We start from the raw sequence: 19084 nt of genomic DNA on the forward strand, positions 1-19084 counted from the left end.
CCTATTCAAATCCGGTTAAGCTCCCAGAGCTTCAATCGGCATCAGTCGGCGGATGGTGACGCTGCACCGCCAAGACGGAGGAATCAAAGGACGTGAAGCCCGTGCGATACGCTTATGGACTGACCACAGCGCTCCTGCTGGGAGGCGCCACCGCCACGCTGGTGACCGGCTATCCCGCAGGGGCCCAGGTTGCCCAGAACGAAGCCAGCCAGATGGCCAACGTGGTGCCCCGCGCCGGCGCGCCCAGCGGCTTTGCGGACCTGACCGAGCAGCTTCAGCCTGCGGTAGTCAACATCTCGACGCGCCAGCGCGTCCAGGTGCAGGGCGGCGGCAATCCCTTCGCCGGAACCCCGTTCGAGGGTCTGTTCGGCGGCGGCGGCGGTGGCGGCGCCAGCCCGCAAACCCGCGAAGCCCAGTCGCTCGGCTCGGGCTTCATCGTCTCGGCCGACGGCTATGTGGTGACGAACAACCACGTCATCACCGCGGAAGGCAAGGGTCAGGTCGAATCGATCACCGTGACCATGCCGGACGGCACCGAGTATCCCGCCAAGCTGATCGGCAAGGACGCCGCATCCGATCTCGCGGTGCTCAAGATCACTTCCAGCAAGCCGCTGCCCTACGTGAAGTTCGGCGACAGCTCGAAGGCCCGCGTGGGTGACTGGATCATCGCCATCGGCAATCCGTTCGGCCTTGGCGGAACGGTGACGGCGGGCATCATCTCGGCCGTCTACCGCAACACCGGCTCGGGCTCGGGCGCCTATGATCGCTACCTCCAGACCGACGCGGCGATCAACCGCGGCAACTCGGGCGGGCCGATGTTCGACATGAACGGCCAGGTCATCGGCATCAACAACGCGATCTTCTCGCCCACTGGCGGCAGCGTCGGCATCGGCTTCGCGATTCCCGCCGAAACCGCCGCTCCCATCGTGCAGAAGCTGATGAAGGGCCAGGCGATCGAGCGCGGCTACCTTGGCGTGACCATCCAGGCCCTCAACGAGGATCTTGCCGATTCGATGGGCCTCGAACACAACAAGGGCGAATTCATCCAGGCCGTCGTGCCGGACGGTGCCGCGGCCAAGGCCGGAATCCAGGCGGGCGACGTCGTGGTGAAGGTTGACGGCAAGGAAGTGACGCGCGACCAGAACCTCTCGTTCCTCGTCGCCAACACCGCGCCGGGAACGCGCATCCCGATCGAGCTGATCCGCAACGGCCGCCGCATGACGCTGACCGCCACGGTCGACAAGCGCCCGAGCGAGGACGAACTCCAGCAGACCTTCGATCCCAGCACCGATCAGGACAGCGATCCGTTCAACAATCCGCCCAAGGAACAGGGCCAGAGCGTTGTCGAAAAGTCGCTGGGTCTCTCGGTAACGCCGCTGACTTCGCAGATCGCGCGGCAGCTCGGGGCCTCGGAAGGCACCAAGGGCCTCGTCATCGTCGCCGTCGATCCGAGCTCGGATGCCGGCCAGAAGGGCTTTGCCCGCGGGTTCATCATCCTCTCGGCCAACAATGCGCCGGTTTCGACGCAGGCCGACCTCGAAAACGCCATCAAGGCCGCCAAGGCCGATGGCCGCTCGGCGATCCTGCTGCGCGTGCAGCCGCGTGGTCAGCCCGCCGCCTTCGTGCCGCTGCGCCTGCGCTGAGGCTTAGGGGCTTCGACAAAAAAGGCCCGCCGGAGCGATCCGGCGGGCCTTTTCATTGCCTGCTCATGGCTTGCTGCGGGAAGGTCAGTTCAGCAGCACGGCCTTGACGCCGTCGATCACGTATTGCGCCGCGAGCGCCGCCAGCAACACGCCGAGAAGCCGCGTGATAACCGCCTCCACCTTGTCGCCCAGAATGCGCATCAGCGGGCCGGCAGCCGCCAGCGCGGCAAAGCTCAGCACCATGACCGCGACCATCGCCGCGAGGATCGCCATGGTCTGCTCCGCGCCGTGCGCGCGCGAGGTGAGCAGCATGATCGTCGCGATCGAGCCCGGCCCCGCCAGCATCGGCATGGCCATGGGGAACACCGAAACATCGTCCACCTCGGGCGTTTCGGCATTATGGGCGATGATCTTCTCCGCCCGCTCCTCGCGGCGCTGGGTGCGCTTCTCGAACACCATGTCGATGGCGATCATGAACAGCATGATGCCGCCCGCGATGCGGAAGGCATTCAGTTCGATATGCAGCGCCCCCAGAAGCCGCGCGCCGAAAAGCGCGAAGACCACCAGAATGGCGGTCGCGATCACGCAGGCACGCGCGGCCATGGAGATCGCCTGAGACCGGCTGGCATCGGCCGAGAGCCCGGCATAGATCGGTGCGCAGCCCGGCGGATCGATCACCACGAAGAGCGTGACGAAAGCACTCAGGAAAAGCTCGTACATGCCGGTTATTGTCCCTTCGGGGCCGCTACATCGCTGCGCAGAACTTCGGCCATGCCCCCATTCTTCATCAGCGAGACGACCAGCGAGCGCGAATGGTCGGCGTTCACGTGATAGCTCCAGGTCAAAGTGCCGTCCTTCGAACGCCCCTTGCCATCCATGCCCGGCGCCGCCTTGGCCGAATCCCGCTCGACCAGCAGCTCATCGCCGGGCGAGGCGCCGTTCCCGCCCCGCGCGCAGTCCGCCACGGAGGCAGACAGCATCTCCGGCTCCTGCATCGGCTGGGCGAGCGTATCGCCCTGGTCGAGCACCCAGCGAAAATCGCCCTTCTTGCGCTGCTGCCAGATCGTGGTGAAATAGCCGACCGAACCGTCTGCCTGCTGCCAGGCACCCCTGGTCACGCCCATCGTACCATCGCAGCTCATCCAGACCTGGTGAGCCTGCCACTGCACGGCGGCGGCCGGTTCCTTTCGGCCGCTCAGCCATTCTTTGGCGCGAACCGGCTGCGGCACGAACATCACTGCCGCGTCATCCGCGAATTCGTCGAAGGCCTTCCACTGGCCTTTCTCGCGCGCCATGCGCGCGAAGGCGATCTCGGACGCGATCAGTGCGCTGGGATTGGCGGTGCCTACGCCGGGTGCGCGCGGCGGGCGCCGCTCGGCCACGGCGGGAGCGGCGATCAGCAGAAGCGTCGCGACCCCGCCAAGGGCGCCGAGCAGCGCGCGGTTCAAAGCACGCTCTCGTCCAGCGACAGACCCGCATTGCGATGCGCGGCGACGATCGTGTTGCGCAGCAGGACGGCGATGGTCATGGGGCCGACCCCGCCCGGAACCGGGGTGATAGCGCCCGCAACTTGCGCGGCCGAGGCGAAGTCCACGTCGCCCACCAGCTTGCTCTTGCCCTCTTCGGCCGCCGGCACGCGATTGATGCCCACGTCGATCACGGTTGCGCCGGGCTTGAGCCAGTCGCCCTTCACCATCTCGGGGCGGCCGACGGCCGCAATCACGATATCGGCGCCGCGCACGACTTCGGGCAGGTCCCTGGTGCGGCTGTGCGCCACGGTGACGGTGCAGCTTTCCGCGATGAGGAGCTGCGCCATCGGCTTGCCGACGATGTTCGAACGGCCGATCACCACCGCGTTCAGCCCGGAAAGCGAGCCCAGCCGGTCCTTGAGCAACATCACGCAGCCCAGCGGCGTGCACGGCACGAAGCCCGGCAGCCCGGTGGCGAGGCGCCCGACGTTGACGACATGGAAGCCGTCAACGTCCTTGTCGGGGTTGATCGTGGCGATGACCTTCTGCTCGTTCATATGCGAAGGCAGGGGAAGCTGGACGAGAATGCCGTCCACGGCGGGATCGGCATTGAGCTGCTCGACAACCGCCAGCAGATCTTCCTCGGACGTGTCGGCGGGCAGCTTGTGCTCGAAGCTCTCCATGCCGCAGGCCACGGTCTGCTTGCCCTTGTTGCGGACATAGACCTGGCTTGCCGGGTCTTCGCCCACCAGCACGACCGCGAGGCCTGCCTTGCGGGCGGCCTGCCGTTCGAATGCCGCGGCGGCAACCGCGATGCGGCTGCGCAGGCCCTCGGCAAACGCCTTGCCGTCGATGATCTGGTTCTCGGTGGTCATGTCAGTAGGCCATCGGCTGGAGGATCATGATGAGCACGTTCAGGCCGATGATCAGCACCATCGGCGAGAAGTCGATCCCGCCCGTATTGGGCATGATCCGCCGGATCGGGCTGAGGATCGGATCGAGCAACGCATTGAGCGCCCGCCAGATCGCCTCGACGAACCGGTTATGCAGGTTCACCACGTTGAAGGAGATCAGCAGACCCAGCACGAACTGGACAAGCACCAGCGTGGTAAGGATCTGTACGAGATAGATAAGGGCGTTGATCACACCGCCGAGCATGGGCGTGGGGCCTTTCTGAGGAATGAAGCGCCCGCCTGATAGCCGAGGCAGGGCAGGCGGGGCAAGCGCGGCCCGCTTTCGAGCAACGCGCGGTTACACACCGTGCGCTCTCAGGTCGTGAGCTGCCTTATTGAGGCAGCGTGGAGGTCCGCTCGATCCGCCAGTTGAGCTGCTGCTGGCTGGCGCCCGGCACATCGTTGACGCGCCGCAGGACAATGGTGCCCCGGCGTGACGGACGGCCATCGGCAAAGTCGATCACCAGCGGGGCCTCGTAATAGAGCGAACCGGCCGCATTGGCCAAGTCGCCCTTGCCGACCGCGATCTTTGGACCGGCATCGCCGCCGAATTCCCTCGCCAGTCGCTCCGAGGTCATCTGCGCGTCCAGGGTCCAGGCCTTCACAGCCTCGTCCCATGCACCCATGCGCAGCGCGTTGGTGTAGTAACGCAGCAGGCGTTCCGGATCGCGCCGTTCGGTGAGCGCGCCCTGATCGAGCGGGCTGGCGACACCGGCACCTGCACTGGCAGCGCCCGTGGCTTCCGCCGAAGGTCCGTCAGTCGTGACGGCTGCCTCGCTCGCTTCCATCGTCGCGCCATTGCCGGGCTCGGCTGCAGGCTCCTTGTTGCACGCGGCAAGCAGGAGCGTGATGGCCGAAACGGCACTGGCGAGAACGAGGGTATTACGCATGTGGGTCGAATTGCCTTTCAGCAGGAAAGTTCCCCCGGGCAGTTCGGCTTAGCCGGCGCGGATCAGCGTGCCGGCACCTTCCTGCGTGAATATTTCCAGCAACATGGCATGGGAAACCCGCCCGTCAAGCACCACTGCGGCTTCGCAGCCTGCTTCTACCGCGTGAATGCAGGTTTCGAGCTTGGGGATCATGCCGCCCGAAATCGTGCCATCCTGCTGGAGCTTCACGATGTCGGAAGGGGTGAGGTCCGTCAGCAGTTCGCCCTGCTTGTCCAGCACGCCGCGCACGTCGGTCAGCAGGAACAGGCGCGAGGCACCCAGCGCGGCGGCAACGGCGCCGGCCATGGTGTCTGCGTTGATATTGTAGGTCTGCCCGTCCTCTCCCGGTGCGATCGGCGCGATCACCGGGATCATGCCCGCAGACGAGATCGTCTCGATCACGCCGATATCGATCGTCGCAGGCTCGCCCACGAAGCCGAGGTCGACGACGCGCTCGATATTGCTGTCCGGGTCCTTGGCGGTGCGCTGCACCTTGGCGGCGGTGACGAGACCGCCGTCCTTGCCGGAAATCCCCATGGCCTTGCCGCCCGCCTGCGCGATCCAGCCGACGATTTCCTTGTTGATGACGCCCGACAGCACCATCTCGGCGACTTGCGCGGTCTGCTTGTCGGTTACGCGCAGCCCGTCGATGAAGCGCGATTCGACGCCCATGGTCTTGAGCATGGCGCCGATCTGCGGACCGCCGCCATGGACGACCACCGGATTGATGCCCACGGCCTTGAGCAGGACCACGTCTTCCGCGAAATCTCGCGCCAGTTCGGGATCGCCCATCGCGTGGCCGCCGTATTTTACGACGAACGTGCGACCGGCATAACGCTGCAGGTAGGGCAGCGCATCGACGAGCGTCTCGGCCTTCGAGAGCATGGCGGGATCGTGCGGAATCGGCATGGGCGCGCTTTAGACCCCTTGCGCAGAATTAAAACCCAGTTTTCGGCCCCTGACGGCCGAATATTTCATTCGCCGTCCAGTTTGCGACCGAGCTTCACGAAAAGCCAGATGAACGGCGGCACCATGATCGTGGAAAGCAGCAGCTTAGAGATGATCTGGCCCTCCATGATGCCCCAGAGCGGCAGCACACCGGCAAACGAGATCGTGATGAAGATCAGCGTGTCCACCACTTGCGAAAGCAGGCTGGCGATCCATGCGCGCAGCAGCAGCATTCCGCCCTCGCGCCCGGCGGCAAGCCGCGAGAACACGGTGACGTTGAGCGTCTGCGACACGCCATAGGAGACAAGACCGGCGAACTGCATCCGCGCGCCCTGACCGAGGAGGCGGGCGAAGGCCTCCTGATCCTGCCAGAACGGCGCCGGCGGCACGGCGTGGATCACCAGTGTCAGCAGGCTCATCGAAACGATGAGCGGGATGAAGCCGAAGCGCACCAGCCGGTTGGCCACGGCGGTTCCGTGCAGTTCGGCCACCGCGCTCGACAGGACGACGAGCAGCAGGAAAGCGAAGATTCCCGACTCGACGGCAAGATTGCCGACGACGGGCCACTCGCCCAGCGAGGCGATCTTGATGCCCAGCACGCCCGCCAGCACGACCAGCCCGCCATAGAGCGTCGAGAACACGAACATCGAGCGGGGAATGGCGACGGCGCGGGATTGCGCGCTTGCAGGGGCTTGCGGTTCCATGACGATGCTCTAACGGGCGCGAAACAATTGCACTAGCCGTCACGAATGCGCGCCTCTAGGTTTGCGCACAGATTCAGCACGTTTTTCGGAGAAATGGGGACGATGCACGTCGCCTACAGCCTGCTCGGCATCGTCCTCATCATGGCTGCCGCCTTTCTTCTGTCCACCAATCGCCGCGCGATCCGCCTGCGCGTGGTGGGAGCGGCATTCGCGCTGCAGGCCGGTCTGGCTGCGCTCGTGCTCTATGTGCCTTTCGGAAAAGACCTGCTCGGCGGGGCCGCTTCGGGCGTCGAAAGCCTGCTCGGCTATGCCCATGCCGGTGTCGATTTCCTGTTCGGCCCCCTCGCCAGCCCGGAAATCGGCGGACACAGCTTCGCGATCTCGGCCCTGCCGGTCATCATCTTCTTCGCCTCGCTGATCTCGATCCTCTATTACCTGAAGATCATGCCGCTGGTGGTCCGCTGGATCGGCGGCGGGCTGGAAAAGCTCACGGGGATCAGCAAGGTCGAAAGCCTTTGCGCCGCCTCGAACATCTTCGTCGGCCAGAGCGAGGCACCGCTGGTGATCCGCCCCTACCTCGCCTCGCTCAACCCCTCGCAGCTGTTCTGCGTGATGAGCGTGGGCCTTGCCGGCGTGGCAGGCACGATCCTGGCCGCCTATGCCTCGATGGGCATCCGCATCGACTATCTCGTCGCCGCTGCCTTCATGTCGGCGCCGGGGGGCATCTTCATGGCCAAGATGATCATGCCCGACCCGCGCCCCGCCCCGGTCGACCCCGCATCCGGCGAAGTTGAAGTCCACGAGGGCACGCTGCCACCCGCCGGCGCCGCCGCCGCCGCGCTCAACCGCGCCGACGTGACTCACCTGCCGGGCGTCCACGTCGACGAACCCGAAGCGGTCGAGCACGACGAGGAAAAGCCCGCCAACATCATCATGGCCGCCTCGCAGGGCGCGCAGACCGGCGTGAAGCTGGCCGTGGCCGTCGGCGCCATGGTGCTGGCCTTCGTCGCCCTGATCGCGCTCGCCAACGGCATCGTCGGCTGGATCGGCGCGCTGTTCGGTTTCTCCGGCGTGACCTTCCAGGGCCTGCTGGGCTACCTCTTCGCGCCGATCTTCTACCTGCTCGCCACGCCCGACTGGCATGAGGCGATGCAGGCCGGCAGCCTGTTCGGCAGCAAGATCGTCCTCAACGAATTCGTCGCCTTCATCGACCTCGGACAGATGTCGGCGCTCAGCCCGCGCACCGTGGCCGTCGTCACTTTCGCGCTCTGCGGCTTCGCCAACTTCTCCTCGATCGCCATCCAGATGGCGGTGACCGGCGGACTCGCCCCCAACCAGCGCCCGATCATCGCCCGCCTCGGCGTGCGCGCGCTCTGCGCGGGCAGCCTGTCAAACCTGATGAGCGCCGCGCTGGCCGGCCTGTTCCTCGGGCTGGGCTGATCTACTTCCCGAGCCCCGGCTGCACGTCCCGTCCTTCCCAGGCGGCGTAGCGCGCGGCCAGGGGGTCGGCTTCGATCCGGTCGGCCAGATCGTAGACCCGCAGTTTCCGGCTCGCGCGGTCATAGCGCGGCCAGATGTCGCCCGGATCGCCATGGCGCACGAAATGGGCGACATGCGCGCGCATCCGGCGGCCCAGTTCCGCCCGGCGCCCGGCATCCGGCCCGCCGCGGGCAAGCGCCATCTTGAAGCCCTTGAACGGCCAGAACACCGTCAGGTCCAATCCGTGCGTGGCCCCGGCGATCGGGTGCGCATAGTCGAAACGATAGAACCAGGTCGGCTGGGCGGCGGAATGACGCTCGGCGAAATGCCGCGTCGGCATGATGAAAGTCAGGTCCGATCCCAGCGCGATCCGCCCCTTGCGGTTGCGCGGATAGGCCGCAAGCACGCGGGCGGCATGGGCCTCGCCCAGTTGCTCGCGCAGCAGGGCTTCGAGATCGGGCCACTTCGACGGCAGGATATTGCCGGGCATGAGATCGAACAGGCGAATCTCGTCCCGCGCGGCGCCCGCAAGCAGCGGCACCGGCGCGGTGGGGGCCGACAGGGTCTCCTCGAAGGAGGCCGGCAGCACGTCGCCGTCGTACCAGGGCGCCGCCGGAATGGCATTGCTGAGTTGCCCGCTCACGGCAGCCTGCGCGCCGATCAGTTCCGCAAGGTCCATCGTCCGCAAACGTTCGAGGCTCGACTGGTCCAGCCCGAGAACTGCCGCGAAACGCTGCGCGTCGCGGATCGAACGCGCGCGATCGTGAATGAGGCTCACGGCGCCCGATTGCATCACCGCGCCGTGGAACAGCCCCCTCGCCCGCGGTGAGACCATCAGCAGCGAGACCGACATCGACCCCGCCGACTGTCCGCAGATCTTAACCCGCCCGGGGTCGCCGCCGAACGCCGCAATATTGTCCCGCACCCATTCGAGCGCCGCGATCTGGTCACGCAGGCCGAGGTTCGACGGAATGGCCGGAAGCCCGAGGGCATCGCCGAAGTTGACGAAACCGAGCACCCCTACGCGGTAATTGATGGTGACGACGACGATGTCACCCTCCTGCGCAAGCCGGGAGGCATCGTAGGCATTCGAGCCCCCCGCCATGAACGCTCCGCCGTGGATCCACACCATGACGGGCTTCGGCCCGGCCGCGCCGCCATCGGGACGGTAGACGTTGAGGTGGAGGCAATCCTCGCCGTAGTCCGGGCCTTCCAGCACATCGCGGCGCACCTTGCCGCCGTACTGCTGCGGGCATTGCCGCCCGAAGCGGTTGGCCGGATGCGCGCCGGACCAGGGCGCGACCGCCTCCGGCTCGCCGAAACGCTCCGCGCGGGCATAAGGTATGCCGAGAAATCGCGTGAATCCGGCCCCTTCGAGGCCGGAAACCCGCCCCGCGCGCGTCTGGACGATCGTTTCCGTCATCGCTTGCGTCCTCTCCCCCGTTTTGCCGCAGCCTAGCTCCCCGGCGGAGCAGCGCCAGCGCAATTGCAGCCATCCGGCAATCATCGCCCGGGTGTGGGCCCGCGAACCTTTCCCGCGCCGCTGAAATCCCTCCGGAAACGCCCGAGAATCCAATGCTTGCGCCAAAGTCGCAAAGCGGGCAGCATCAAGGGCCTGGGGTACATCATGGAGAGAAAGCCATGGACGACCTGAACCGCTCGACTACGAATTCGGGATTCGAGTTCAATCAACCGACGATAATCAGCCTGCTGTATCTCGCGTCCTGCGTTACCGGGATTACCGCCATCGTCGGCGTGGTGCTCGCCTACGTCTGGCGGGGAGAGCCCAAGGCGGACTGGGAACAGTCCCACTACCAGTACCTCATCAACACCTTCTGGCTGGGCCTGGCGGGAAGCATCCTGGGCATATTGCTGATGATCGTGCTGATCGGCGTGTTCGTGCTGGCGGCCGTTGGCATATTGGTGATCGTGCGCTGCGTGATGAGCCTGCTCAATGCCCAGAAGCATGCGCCGATGCCCAATCCCGGCAGCTGGCTGGTCTGAAGGCACGGGAATTCGGGATCGGGAGCGGAAGCGCCCGGTAACCGGATCATAAGAACATGGCGTCAGACCACAGTTCCAGGGAATCGGATGGCCGGGGGGCCTTGCCTGTGAATACGCTCAGAATACGCGCCCATCAGCGCTATGCCGTGCGCCGGAGGGCATCGATCCTGCGCGACGGAAATCTTGTCGGCACGGGGCTGCTGGTGGAAGTCTCGCAGCAGGGTTGCCGGCTAGGCTGCGTCATGCCCGTCGATCTCGTTCCTGCCGACATCGCCAATGGCGACCTGCTGGTCGTGGCAGCGGATGGGGCCGAGCCGCTCGACGCCTGCGTGCGCTGGACCGGCAACGGCACGCTCGGCTTCCGGCTCCTGCAAGCACTCCACCACCACGAGCTGGACTTGCTGATCCGCACTTGCCGGGGCGAATTCGACACGCCAGAGGCACGCGACTACGGAACCTGAGGACAGCTCTCCATAATGCCAAGATCATATCGTCGGCGGGGCCGCTGGAGCCTGACGCCGATCGGCTTCGTGCTCCCGCTCGCGGCTCTCGCGGGTCTCTACTACTGGCACGGCCATCGTTCGGCAGCCCCCGGCCTTGGCGAGACGCCCTTCTCCACCGCTGCCGATACCGAAACGGGGCAGTTCGCGCGCTGCTCGGGGCCCGTTCGCCGGACCTGCGTGGTCGACGGGGACACCTTCTGGTACGAAGGCGAGAAGATCCGCATCGCCGACATCAATACGCCGGAGACCAGCAAGCCGGAGTGCGCGGAGGAAGCCCGGCTTGGCGCCATGGCGACCAAACGCCTCACCGCACTGCTCAACGAAGGGCCGTTCTCGCTCCAGCCCGGCGGCGACGGTCGCGACAAGGATCGCTACGGCCGGGCCCTGCGCGTGGTGACGCGGCAGGGCCGCAGCCTGGGCGCCGCGCTGGTGGAAGAGGGGCTGGCGGAACAGTGGCAGGGCTATCGCCGGGACTGGTGCTGACGCGGGTTCTACAAACCGATCCCGCATGAAAAAGGGCTCCCGGACACAGCGTCCGGGAGCCCTTTTTCGTTACCTTGGCAAAAGGCCGCCGCGCGATTACTCGGCAGCCTCGGTCGCGCCGAACATGTCGGGCTCGGAACCGTCCTCGACCAGGACTTCGTCGTTGGCCTTCACGTTGCGGCGCGAATCGAAGTTCGACCACACATCGTTCCAGTTCCCGCGCGTCGCACCCTTCGAATACTCGGTCGAACGGGTCTCGAAGAAGTTCGCGTGTTCCACGCCGTTGAGCAGCGGCTGCAGCCACGGCAGGGGGTGATCCTCGATCAGGTAGATCGGGTTGAGGCCGAGCTGGCCCATGCGCCAGTCAGCGATGTAGCGGATGTACTTCTTGATGTCCTTGGCGGTCATGCCGGGAACAGGGCCCATCTCGAAGGCGAGGTCGATGAAGGCGTCTTCCAGGCGGACCGTGGTCTGGCACTGGTCGGCAATGTCGTCCTTCACGGCCTTGCTGAGGCAATCGCGCTCCTTCACGAAGGCGTGGAACAGGCGGGTGATGCCCTCGCAGTGCAGCGATTCGTCACGCACGGACCACGAGACGATCTGCCCCATGCCCTTCATCTTGTTGAAGCGCGGGAAGTTCATCAGCATCGCGAAGCTCGCGAAAAGCTGAACGCCCTCGGTGAAGCCGCCGAACATGGCCAGCGTGCGCGCGATGTCCTCGTCATTGTCGACGCCGAACTTCTGGAGGTAGTCGTGCTTGGCCTTCAGCTCCTCGTATTCAAGGAACATGCCGTATTCGCTCTCTGGCATGCCGATGGTGTCGAGCAGGTGCGAATAGGCGGCGATGTGCACCGTCTCCATGTTGGAGAAGGCGGTGAGCATCATCTTGATCTCGGTCGGCTTGAAGACCCGCGCATACTTCTCGTGGTAGCAGTCCTGCACTTCCACGTCGGCCTGGGTGAAGAAGCGGAAGATCTGCGTGAGCAGGTTGCGCTCATGCTCGGAGATGTTCTGCGCCCAGTCACGGCAGTCCTCGCCCAGCGGCACTTCCTCGGGCAGCCAGTGGATCTGCTGCTGCGTCTTCCAGAAGTCGTAGGCCCAAGGATATTCGAAGGGCTTGTAGGTCTTGCGGGCTTCGAGAAGGGACATGGGCGGACAACTCCGGGTGTTCGATTCAAATGGCGCGCCGGGCGATTCGCAGAGCCGAAGCGCGGCTCTCCGCGCCTTTCCCGACGCATGATCTCTGGGGCGCGGGGCAAGCCCCGGTGCCGACACCAGCCACGATACTCAAATTTGATCGTTTTTGGAGCGGGTTTGGTAAAACTTCCCACAGCTTAAACAGGCATATCTAGCGCCTTCGTCATTATGGGAACGCTAGGGCTTGTAGGCCACCCCTTTCGCGGCGAATCGTGGAACCGGGCCGGTTTGCCGGGTATTCTTCCTCTACCAAGGCCAGTTCAGGCCCCTGACGGAGGACTTGCGATGCCCCCTTCCCCATCCCCTTTCGACCCTGTCCAGACCGCCTGGTCCACCGAATCGGGCATCGTGCGCAAAGGCATGACGGTGATCGACGCCGACGGCACAGTGCTCGGCACGGTCGACCATGTGGACGGCGAGGAAGTCATTCTCGAAGGCGAGGGTTCGTCCTTCGTCGCGACGACCCAGATCGACGGCGTAGACGGCGAGAGGATACTGCTCTCCCCACGCGGAGACGAAACTTTCGGCCTCGGCGCCCAGCCCTGAGCAAGCGCGGATCGCCTCTTTCCATGAAGCGTGGCGGCCATGGGACCAATGCCGGAACGAAGATCACGCACCTCCGTTTAGTCATCATCAAGTCCTGAACGACACTGGAGGAATCCCTATGTTCGAGAAACTTCGCGTCCGTGAACACATGGAAGTCACTGATTACAATGGCACCCATGTCGGTACTATCGATTCGGTGAAGGACGACCAGATCAAGCTTACGCGTTCGGACAGTTCCGATGGCGCGCACCATTTCATTGCTTTTGACAATGTCGATCGCATCGAAGACAATCGCGTATACCTGAAGCAAGGCACCCCGATTCCCATGGGCGCCGGCGCCAACTGACACCCCCTGCAGGGCCATCGCCCGCAAGCGATGACCCGTCAGGAACCGGCCCCAACAGTGGGCGATTCGCACAGGGATCGCCCCAATGCAGAACCCCGGCTCCTTTGCGGGAGGCCGGGGTTCTCGCATCTGGCGGGTCGCCATTCGCTCAGGCGATGGGCTGGCGAGATATGATACACCAAGGCTAGTAAATCTTCCCAAGCCCCTGCCGGGCTGATAGCGCTGTTTCACAACGAGAAGACAGTACGGGGAAGGAAGCCGTGATCGCACGCCCATGCTCAGCCGCCTTGCGGCTATTCCTCGCGGCATTCTCGCCGCTCGTGGTCACCGCTTGCGACAAGCCCGCCCAGCCGATCGAACAGGCCATGGTCGCCGATCCCGACGAATGGCCCAGTTGGGGCCGCACCGGCACCGAAACGCACTATTCCCCGCTCGACGAGATAGACACCGGCAACGTCGGCAAACTCAAGCTCGCCTGGCATTTCGACCTTGAGCCCGGCTACACCGCCAGCACCCCGCTCATGGCGGAGGGCAAGGTCTTCCTCACCACCGGCCACTCGCACATCCGCGCGCTGGATGCCGTCACCGGACGGCAGATCTGGGAATATGACGGCGGCACCCGCGAACGCGCGACCTCGGCGCTCCAGATGTCGTGGGGCAACAAGGGCATCGCCTACGATGCCGGACACGTCTTCCTCGTCACTACCGACGGCTACGTGATATCGCTCGATGCGAAGACCGGCAGGGAAGCCTGGAAGACCTACGACTATCCGGACGCAGCCCCGCGCAATTCGAATGGCGCGCCCCGTGTCTTCGGCGGCAAGGTGATCGTCGGTTTCGGCGGGGCGGACATCAGCCCGGCGCGCGGCTTCGTCACCGCCTATGACGAAAAGACCGGCAAGCTCGCCTGGCGCTTCTATACCACCCCCGGCGATCCGGCCTCACCCGGCAACGAGAAAGCCGAGGCCATCATGCGCAAGACATGGCCCAGCGGCTGGACCAACCCCGACGGCACGCGCCGGGGCGGCGGCGGCACGGCATGGAACGCGTTCAGCTACGATCCGGAACTCAATCTCGTCTATCTCGGCATCGGCAACGGATTCCCCTACAATCAGGCCAGGCGCAGCCCCGGCGGGGGCGACAACCTGTTCCTCTCCTCGATCGTCGCGGTGGACGTGAACACCGGTGCCTACAAGTGGCACTATCAGGTGTGCCCGGCCGAGCAGTGGGACTGTACCGCCACCACCGACATGACGCTCGCCACGCTCAAGATCGACGGCAAGGACCGCAAGGTCCTGATGCAGGCGCCCAAGAACGGGTTCTTCTACGTGATCGACCGGGCGACCGGCGCCTTCATCTCCGCGGAAAAGATCGCCAAGGTCACCTGGGCCGATCATATCGACGGCAAGACCGGTCGTCCGGTCGAGAATCCCGGAATTCGCTATGCCGGGAAACCCGGCTTGTTCGAAGTCTGGCCGGGGCCGACCGGCGCCCACTCGTGGATGCCGCAGGCCTACAGCCCGCTGACCGGCCTCGTCTACATCCCGGTCATCGAACAAGGCGCCCTCATCGGCGACGGCCAGAAGGGCGGCGGCGAGATCACGGCCGGAATGGGCGTCACGCTGATCCCCGAGGTCGAACTGCCCGGCAGCCACAGGAGCTTCCTCAAGGCCTGGAACCCGGTCACGCAGTCGGTCGCCTGGGAAGTCGAACTGCCCGGCAACTGGCCCGGCGGCGTCATGGCCAGCGCTGGCGGCCTGGTGTTCCAGGGCCAGATCGACGGCAAGTTCGTGGCTCGCGATGCGCAGACCGGCAAGGCTCTCTGGTCGTTCAAGACCGAAAGCCCGATCGTCGGCGCTCCGATAACCTACCGGATGAACGGGCGCCAATATGTCACCGTCATCACCGGAAGCGGTGGTAACGGTGCCGGAATCAACTCGCCCGGCAACGCCGCCTTCCGCACCGACTACCGCCTGCCGCGCCGGGTACTGACTTTCGCGTTGGACGGAAAAGACACCATTCCCCCGTTCCAGCTTCCCGAACTCGCCGCCCCGGCCGACCCGGACTTCAAGCCCGATCTCGCCCGGGCCCAGGCCGGCGCGATGCTCTTTGGAACCCGCGCCTGCCTCGTCTGCCACGGCTGGAACGCGATCGGCGGCGGCGCCGCACCAGACCTGCGCTATTCGCCGATGATCACCGACGCCGCCACGTTCCGGCAGGTGGTGAAGGGCGGCGCACTGAAGATGAACGGCATGCCGCCCTTCCCCGACTTTACTGACGAGGAACTGGAAACCCTGCGCTTCTACCTCCGCGCCCGGGCACAAGCCGCCCCGGCCGAGCAGAAGGCGCTCCTGGACAAAACCAGGGCCGCACAGGCCAGCAACGCCAAACCGCAGGACTTCGTGGGTAAATGGAACATCGTGATCCAGACCCCGGTCGGTCCCCAGAAGGCCGTGATGAACCTCCAGGTCGCAGGCAACGTGGTGACCGGAAAGGTGACCGCAGAACAAGGCACGGTGGACGTCGCGGGCGGCGTGAAGAATGGCCGTGCGAAATTCCAGGGCAAGGCCTCGATGCCGATGCCCATCACCATTAGCTACGACATCACCGTTCGCGACGGCAAGATGAGCGGCGAGAATGCAAACGGCCCCTTCGGCAGCTTCCCGCTGACCGGCACTCGCCCCTGACCGCCCATTCGAAGCATAGCCGGCGTATCTTCGATTGGCTGAAGACTGATAGTGCAGAAACGCCAAAGGGACCGCCTTGCGACGGTCCCTTTGCATTCTCAATCGCTTGAGAAATGGTGCCCAGAAGAGGACTCGAACCTCCACGCCCTTGCGAGCGCCAGCACCTGAAGCTGGTGCGTCTACCAATTCCGCCATCTGGGCACGGAAGCGAGGGGGCCTTTGGTGCCGTCCTCGCCGGGTAGGAGGGCGCCTCTAAGGGGCTGCCGGAATGTTGTCAACGCTCCTCATCGAACTTTTTTCAAATCGCGCGAAAAAAGGCGAAATCTCCGTCGGAGAGCTGCCGCCGGTTGCTCCGGAACCGGCCTTGTGCAATGGCGCAGGTCATGCGCGAAACCTGAGCGCAGGCGGCCTTTCCTTCATGCGCCTGCGCCCGCTGAAGGACCTGACCATGAGCCAAGCCACCGACCCCCTCTACGGCAAGATCGTCACGCTGCTGGGCGGCAGCGGCTTTCTCGGAAAGCATGTGGCCCAGGCCCTGCTCGCACGCGGCGCGCGTCTGCGCATCGCCAGCCGCAGCCCCAAGAAATCCTACGCCCTCAAGCTGCTCGGCAACCTTGGGCAGGTCCAGTTTGCGGGCGTGGACGTGACCAAGCCCGATTCGCTGGCCGCCGTGCTGGCCGGATCGGACGCCGTGGTGAACCTGGTGGGCGCGTTCAACGGCAATCTCGACGCCGTGCAGGGTGAAGCCGCGGGCCGCATCGCCGCTGCCGCCAGCGCCGCCGGCGCCGCTGCGTTCGTCCACGTCTCGGCCATCGGCGCCGAAGCCTCGTCGAGCGTCGCCTATGCGCGGACCAAGGCAGAAGGCGAACGGGCCGTGCTTGCCGCCTTCCCGACCGCCACGATCCTGCGCCCCTCGGTCATGTTCGGCCCGGACGACAACTTCGTCATGATGTTCGGCAATCTCGTTTCGCGCCTGCCGGTGCTGCCGGTCTTCGCACCGCAGGCGAAGCTCCAGCCGGTCTTCGTGGACGACGTGGCCGAGGCGATCGCCGAAACCCTCTCCGCCCCGGAAACACATGGCGGCAAGACCTTCGAGCTCGCCGGCCCGGAAGTGGTCTCGATGCTCGACCTCAACCAGCGCATCGCCAGGGCTGCCGAGCGTGATCGCACCTTCATCGAACTGCCCGACGGCATTTCCGGACTGATTGCCGCCCTGCCCGGCACCCCGATCAGCACCGACCAGCTCAAGCTGCTCCAGGCCGGCAATACCGCAAGCGGCACGTTGCCCGGCCTTGCCCAGCTCGGCATCACGCCGCGCCCGCTGGAGCTGTTCCTCGACCGCTGGATGGTGCCGTTCCGCAACCACGGCCGCTTCGGCACCAAGACCGCCGCAGCCTGATCGACCGGCGCAGGGAGCTTCTCGCTTCCTGCGCCGCCTCTATCCGTTCAGGCGTCCACTTCGGCGTAGTGGCTGGGCGGCTGGATCACTTCCATGCGCTCGCTGAGCAGCGGCCGGAACGAAGGCCGCGACTTCATCACCAGATACCAGCCCCGCGCCTGCTCGTGGCTCGACCAGTCGAGACCGCCGAGGTAATCGGCCACCGAGATCTGCGCCGCCGCGGCAAGATCCGCCAGTGTCATCGTCGCGCCCGCCAGCCAGGGACGGTTGTCGATCAGGTAATCGATATAGTCGAGATAGTCGTGAGCGAGCTTCATCGATTCGCGCAGCACCTTGGCATCGGGTGACTGGCGCAGGACGAGGCGCTTCTTCATCCGCTCATGCAGGAGCGGACCGGATACGTCGTGATAGAAATTCTCGTCGAACATGGCGATCAAGCGGCGGATTTCCGCGCGCTGCACGGCAGTGCCGCTGATCTGCGGGTTGCGATCGACGGTTTCCTCGAAATATTCGCAGATGGCGCGGCTATCGACGATGACGGTGCCGCGTTCGGTTTCCTTGACCACGGGGGTGCGCCCTGCCGGGTTCATCTCGAACAGCCGGTCCTCACCCTCCCACGGGCGCGCGGTCTGGAGTTCGTAGGCGATGCCCTTTTCGGCCATGAGAAGCCGAACCTTGCGGCTGAAGGGGCAGAGCGGAAACTGGAAGATGTGCCACATGGCAATTTCGAATGCCAAACCTGCCTTCCAGCGTCCACCCGGAGCCAAATGGCCATGCCGCCACGGGGGGCGAAACGCGTGGATAAGTCCCGTTTTCGCCGCATCGCCGGCAATCATCGTCGCAGCGGACCGCCTGCGATTGACCGGCCTGCGGCAGCCCGCCAAACCCCGTGCATTCACCACCCACGGAGCCCAAGCATGTTCAGCCACATCTGCGTCGGCAGCAACGACCTCGTCGCCGCGAAGACCTTCTACGACGCGATCTTCGCCGCGATGGGCGCCACCCCGCTGATGGCCGACCCTGCGGCAGGCCGCCTCGCCTATACCCACAACGGCTCGAACTTCATGATCGTCACCCCGATCGACGGCAACGAGGCCACTTTCGCCAATGGCGGCACGGTTGGCTTCTCGATGGACAGCACCGCCGCGGTGGATGCCTGGCATGCAGCCGGGTGCGCGGCCGGCGGACAGAGCTGCGAGGATGCGCCGGGCCTGCGCGAATTCCCGTTCGGCAAGCTTTATCTCGCCTATCTGCGCGATCCGCAGAACAACAAGCTCTGCGCGATGCATCACGTCCAGGCCTGATCCCACCGCGCCTCACCGTGCTGCCGGTGGCAGCATGGCGAGGCGCCCTCAGAACATCTTCGACCCTGACGACAAAAAACTGGAGAGAGAACGATGATCCTGAAAAGCCTGCGCCTCGGCACCAACGACCTTGAGAAGGCCCGCGCCTTCTATGACGCCACTTTCGCCGCGCTCGGCGTGGAACCCTGCGCGATCTCGAACGAATATCCGATGGTGATGTGGGATCTCGACGGCCTGAAGTTCCTGCTCGGCCCGGCGCGTGACGGCGAGCCCGCCACCCATGCCAACGGCGGAACGATCATCTTCGGCGCGAACGACGAGGCCACCGTGCGCGCCTGGCATGCCGCCGGTCTCGCCAACGGCGGCACTTGCGAGGGCCAGCCCGAGGCCAAGCCGCAGGCGCGCGGCGCCTTCGGTGCCTATATGCGCGACCCGGACGGCCACAAGCTGGGCATCTACAGCGGGCTCACCATGGGCGGCTGAAACGCCG

The 19084-nt window shown here is 65.3% G+C and carries 21 protein-coding genes and 1 tRNA gene; 11 read left to right on the top strand and 11 right to left on the bottom strand.

Features of this window, described 5'->3' with window-relative positions:
* Nucleotides 1-101: 101 nt before the first annotated feature.
* The gene (locus U9J33_RS17025; protein WP_197283087.1) at nucleotides 102-1643 is read left to right on the top strand and encodes a Do family serine endopeptidase; all 1542 of its coding nucleotides are present in this window, start codon (nucleotides 102-104) and stop codon (nucleotides 1641-1643) included.
* Nucleotides 1644-1727: 84 nt separating this feature from the next.
* Here U9J33_RS17025 and U9J33_RS17030 read toward each other — a convergent pair whose 3' ends face one another.
* The 7 genes from U9J33_RS17030 to U9J33_RS17060 all read right to left on the bottom strand — a co-directional run bounded on the left by U9J33_RS17030 (nucleotide 1728) and on the right by U9J33_RS17060 (nucleotide 6646).
* Nucleotides 1728-2363, bottom strand: coding sequence for a MarC family protein (locus tag U9J33_RS17030; RefSeq protein ID WP_054439535.1), 636 nt, complete (start codon nucleotides 2361-2363; stop codon nucleotides 1728-1730).
* A 5-nt stretch (nucleotides 2364-2368) separates the two neighbouring features.
* A complete protein-coding gene (locus U9J33_RS17035; RefSeq protein WP_324696926.1) occupies nucleotides 2369-3091 on the bottom strand; it encodes a hypothetical protein in 723 nt (240 codons plus the stop codon).
* On the bottom strand, nucleotides 3088-3987 hold the full coding sequence (gene folD, locus U9J33_RS17040) for a bifunctional methylenetetrahydrofolate dehydrogenase/methenyltetrahydrofolate cyclohydrolase FolD (RefSeq protein WP_324696927.1): 900 nt from the start codon (nucleotides 3985-3987) through the stop codon (nucleotides 3088-3090). Before folD ends, U9J33_RS17035 begins: the two co-directional genes overlap by 4 nt.
* 1 nt (nucleotide 3988) lies before the next feature.
* Nucleotides 3989-4270: a YggT family protein gene (locus tag U9J33_RS17045; RefSeq protein WP_054439534.1), complete on the bottom strand. Its 282-nt coding sequence runs from the start codon at nucleotides 4268-4270 to the stop codon at nucleotides 3989-3991.
* Between the two features lie 127 nt (nucleotides 4271-4397).
* On the bottom strand, nucleotides 4398-4955 hold the full coding sequence (locus U9J33_RS17050) for a hypothetical protein (RefSeq protein WP_185998633.1): 558 nt from the start codon (nucleotides 4953-4955) through the stop codon (nucleotides 4398-4400).
* 48 nt (nucleotides 4956-5003) lie between these two features.
* A complete protein-coding gene (argB, locus tag U9J33_RS17055; RefSeq protein WP_054439530.1) occupies nucleotides 5004-5903 on the bottom strand; it encodes an acetylglutamate kinase in 900 nt (299 codons plus the stop codon).
* A 65-nt stretch (nucleotides 5904-5968) separates the two neighbouring features.
* Entirely contained in the window at nucleotides 5969-6646 is a 678-nt protein-coding gene (locus U9J33_RS17060; RefSeq protein ID WP_054439528.1) for a queuosine precursor transporter, read from the bottom strand.
* A gap of 102 nt (nucleotides 6647-6748) precedes the next feature.
* Here U9J33_RS17060 and U9J33_RS17065 point away from each other — a divergent pair, with 102 nt between their 5' ends.
* Entirely contained in the window at nucleotides 6749-8086 is a 1338-nt protein-coding gene (locus U9J33_RS17065) for a NupC/NupG family nucleoside CNT transporter (RefSeq protein ID WP_054439526.1), read from the top strand.
* Between the two features lies 1 nt (nucleotide 8087).
* Here the strand turns inward: U9J33_RS17065 and U9J33_RS17070 are convergent, their stop codons facing one another.
* Nucleotides 8088-9548, bottom strand: a complete 1461-nt coding sequence (locus U9J33_RS17070) for a carboxylesterase/lipase family protein (RefSeq protein WP_324696932.1) — start codon at nucleotides 9546-9548, stop codon at nucleotides 8088-8090.
* A gap of 218 nt (nucleotides 9549-9766) precedes the next feature.
* Here U9J33_RS17070 and U9J33_RS17075 point away from each other — a divergent pair, with 218 nt between their 5' ends.
* From U9J33_RS17075 to U9J33_RS17085, 3 genes are all read left to right on the top strand, one after another.
* Nucleotides 9767-10129 carry a DUF4870 family protein gene (locus U9J33_RS17075; protein ID WP_054439523.1) on the top strand — a complete coding sequence of 121 codons (363 nt, stop codon included), beginning with the start codon at nucleotides 9767-9769 and terminating at the stop codon, nucleotides 10127-10129.
* A 107-nt stretch (nucleotides 10130-10236) separates the two neighbouring features.
* Nucleotides 10237-10590, top strand: coding sequence for a PilZ domain-containing protein (locus tag U9J33_RS17080; protein ID WP_054439521.1), 354 nt, complete (start codon nucleotides 10237-10239; stop codon nucleotides 10588-10590).
* Nucleotides 10591-10605: 15 nt separating this feature from the next.
* Nucleotides 10606-11115 carry a thermonuclease family protein gene (locus tag U9J33_RS17085; protein ID WP_324696935.1) on the top strand — a complete coding sequence of 170 codons (510 nt, stop codon included), beginning with the start codon at nucleotides 10606-10608 and terminating at the stop codon, nucleotides 11113-11115.
* Between the two features lie 96 nt (nucleotides 11116-11211).
* Here U9J33_RS17085 and U9J33_RS17090 read toward each other — a convergent pair whose 3' ends face one another.
* Nucleotides 11212-12264, bottom strand: a complete 1053-nt coding sequence (locus U9J33_RS17090) for a ribonucleotide-diphosphate reductase subunit beta (protein WP_054439516.1) — start codon at nucleotides 12262-12264, stop codon at nucleotides 11212-11214.
* A gap of 333 nt (nucleotides 12265-12597) precedes the next feature.
* Between U9J33_RS17090 and U9J33_RS17095 the strand changes: the two genes are divergently transcribed.
* The 3 genes from U9J33_RS17095 (at nucleotide 12598) to U9J33_RS17105 (ending at nucleotide 15891) form a co-directional block, all read left to right on the top strand.
* The gene (locus U9J33_RS17095; RefSeq protein ID WP_185998630.1) at nucleotides 12598-12858 is read left to right on the top strand and encodes a DUF2171 domain-containing protein; all 261 of its coding nucleotides are present in this window, start codon (nucleotides 12598-12600) and stop codon (nucleotides 12856-12858) included.
* Nucleotides 12859-12976: 118 nt separating this feature from the next.
* Nucleotides 12977-13204, top strand: coding sequence for a DUF2171 domain-containing protein (locus U9J33_RS17100; protein ID WP_054439513.1), 228 nt, complete (start codon nucleotides 12977-12979; stop codon nucleotides 13202-13204).
* Between the two features lie 260 nt (nucleotides 13205-13464).
* Nucleotides 13465-15891, top strand: coding sequence for a PQQ-dependent dehydrogenase, methanol/ethanol family (locus tag U9J33_RS17105; protein ID WP_324696939.1), 2427 nt, complete (start codon nucleotides 13465-13467; stop codon nucleotides 15889-15891).
* A gap of 114 nt (nucleotides 15892-16005) precedes the next feature.
* Here the strand turns inward: U9J33_RS17105 and U9J33_RS17110 are convergent.
* Nucleotides 16006-16092, bottom strand: a tRNA-Leu gene (locus U9J33_RS17110).
* Nucleotides 16093-16339: 247 nt separating this feature from the next.
* On the opposite strand from U9J33_RS17110, the gene U9J33_RS17115 reads away from it, so the two are divergent.
* The gene (locus U9J33_RS17115) at nucleotides 16340-17290 is read left to right on the top strand and encodes a complex I NDUFA9 subunit family protein (protein WP_324696941.1); all 951 of its coding nucleotides are present in this window, start codon (nucleotides 16340-16342) and stop codon (nucleotides 17288-17290) included.
* Between the two features lie 47 nt (nucleotides 17291-17337).
* On the opposite strand, the gene U9J33_RS17120 is transcribed toward U9J33_RS17115, so the two are convergent.
* A complete protein-coding gene (locus tag U9J33_RS17120; protein ID WP_054439511.1) occupies nucleotides 17338-18009 on the bottom strand; it encodes a glutathione S-transferase family protein in 672 nt (223 codons plus the stop codon).
* Between the two features lie 198 nt (nucleotides 18010-18207).
* On the opposite strand from U9J33_RS17120, the gene U9J33_RS17125 reads away from it, so the two are divergent.
* Both U9J33_RS17125 and U9J33_RS17130 read left to right on the top strand, forming a co-directional pair.
* Complete coding sequence (locus U9J33_RS17125; RefSeq protein WP_054439509.1) at nucleotides 18208-18594, top strand: VOC family protein; 387 nt, start codon at nucleotides 18208-18210, stop codon at nucleotides 18592-18594.
* A gap of 93 nt (nucleotides 18595-18687) precedes the next feature.
* Entirely contained in the window at nucleotides 18688-19077 is a 390-nt protein-coding gene (locus tag U9J33_RS17130; protein ID WP_054439508.1) for a VOC family protein, read from the top strand.
* Nucleotides 19078-19084 lie beyond the last annotated feature (7 nt).

Origin of the sequence: Novosphingobium sp. RL4 (assembly GCF_035658495.1) — a bacterium.
Taxonomy (GTDB): domain Bacteria; phylum Pseudomonadota; class Alphaproteobacteria; order Sphingomonadales; family Sphingomonadaceae; genus Novosphingobium.

Bases quoted from the DNA above. Each gene is read 5' to 3' on its own strand.
- U9J33_RS17030 (WP_054439535.1), bottom strand. From the start codon at position 2,363: ATGTACGAGCTTTTCCTGAGTGCTTTCGTCACGCTCTTCGTGGTGATC.
- folD (WP_324696927.1), bottom strand. From the start codon at position 3,987: ATGACCACCGAGAACCAGATCATCGACGGCAAGGCGTTTGCCGAGGGC.
- U9J33_RS17045 (WP_054439534.1), bottom strand. From the start codon at position 4,270: ATGCTCGGCGGTGTGATCAACGCCCTTATCTATCTCGTACAGATCCTT.
- U9J33_RS17050 (WP_185998633.1), bottom strand. From the start codon at position 4,955: ATGCGTAATACCCTCGTTCTCGCCAGTGCCGTTTCGGCCATCACGCTC.
- argB (WP_054439530.1), bottom strand. From the start codon at position 5,903: ATGCCGATTCCGCACGATCCCGCCATGCTCTCGAAGGCCGAGACGCTC.
- U9J33_RS17060 (WP_054439528.1), bottom strand. From the start codon at position 6,646: ATGGAACCGCAAGCCCCTGCAAGCGCGCAATCCCGCGCCGTCGCCATT.
- U9J33_RS17065 (WP_054439526.1), top strand. From the start codon at position 6,749: ATGCACGTCGCCTACAGCCTGCTCGGCATCGTCCTCATCATGGCTGCC.
- U9J33_RS17070 (WP_324696932.1), bottom strand. From the start codon at position 9,548: ATGACGGAAACGATCGTCCAGACGCGCGCGGGGCGGGTTTCCGGCCTC.
- U9J33_RS17075 (WP_054439523.1), top strand. From the start codon at position 9,767: ATGGACGACCTGAACCGCTCGACTACGAATTCGGGATTCGAGTTCAAT.
- U9J33_RS17085 (WP_324696935.1), top strand. From the start codon at position 10,606: ATGCCAAGATCATATCGTCGGCGGGGCCGCTGGAGCCTGACGCCGATC.
- U9J33_RS17090 (WP_054439516.1), bottom strand. From the start codon at position 12,264: ATGTCCCTTCTCGAAGCCCGCAAGACCTACAAGCCCTTCGAATATCCT.
- U9J33_RS17095 (WP_185998630.1), top strand. From the start codon at position 12,598: ATGCCCCCTTCCCCATCCCCTTTCGACCCTGTCCAGACCGCCTGGTCC.
- U9J33_RS17100 (WP_054439513.1), top strand. From the start codon at position 12,977: ATGTTCGAGAAACTTCGCGTCCGTGAACACATGGAAGTCACTGATTAC.
- U9J33_RS17115 (WP_324696941.1), top strand. From the start codon at position 16,340: ATGAGCCAAGCCACCGACCCCCTCTACGGCAAGATCGTCACGCTGCTG.
- U9J33_RS17120 (WP_054439511.1), bottom strand. From the start codon at position 18,009: ATGTGGCACATCTTCCAGTTTCCGCTCTGCCCCTTCAGCCGCAAGGTT.
- U9J33_RS17125 (WP_054439509.1), top strand. From the start codon at position 18,208: ATGTTCAGCCACATCTGCGTCGGCAGCAACGACCTCGTCGCCGCGAAG.
- U9J33_RS17130 (WP_054439508.1), top strand. From the start codon at position 18,688: ATGATCCTGAAAAGCCTGCGCCTCGGCACCAACGACCTTGAGAAGGCC.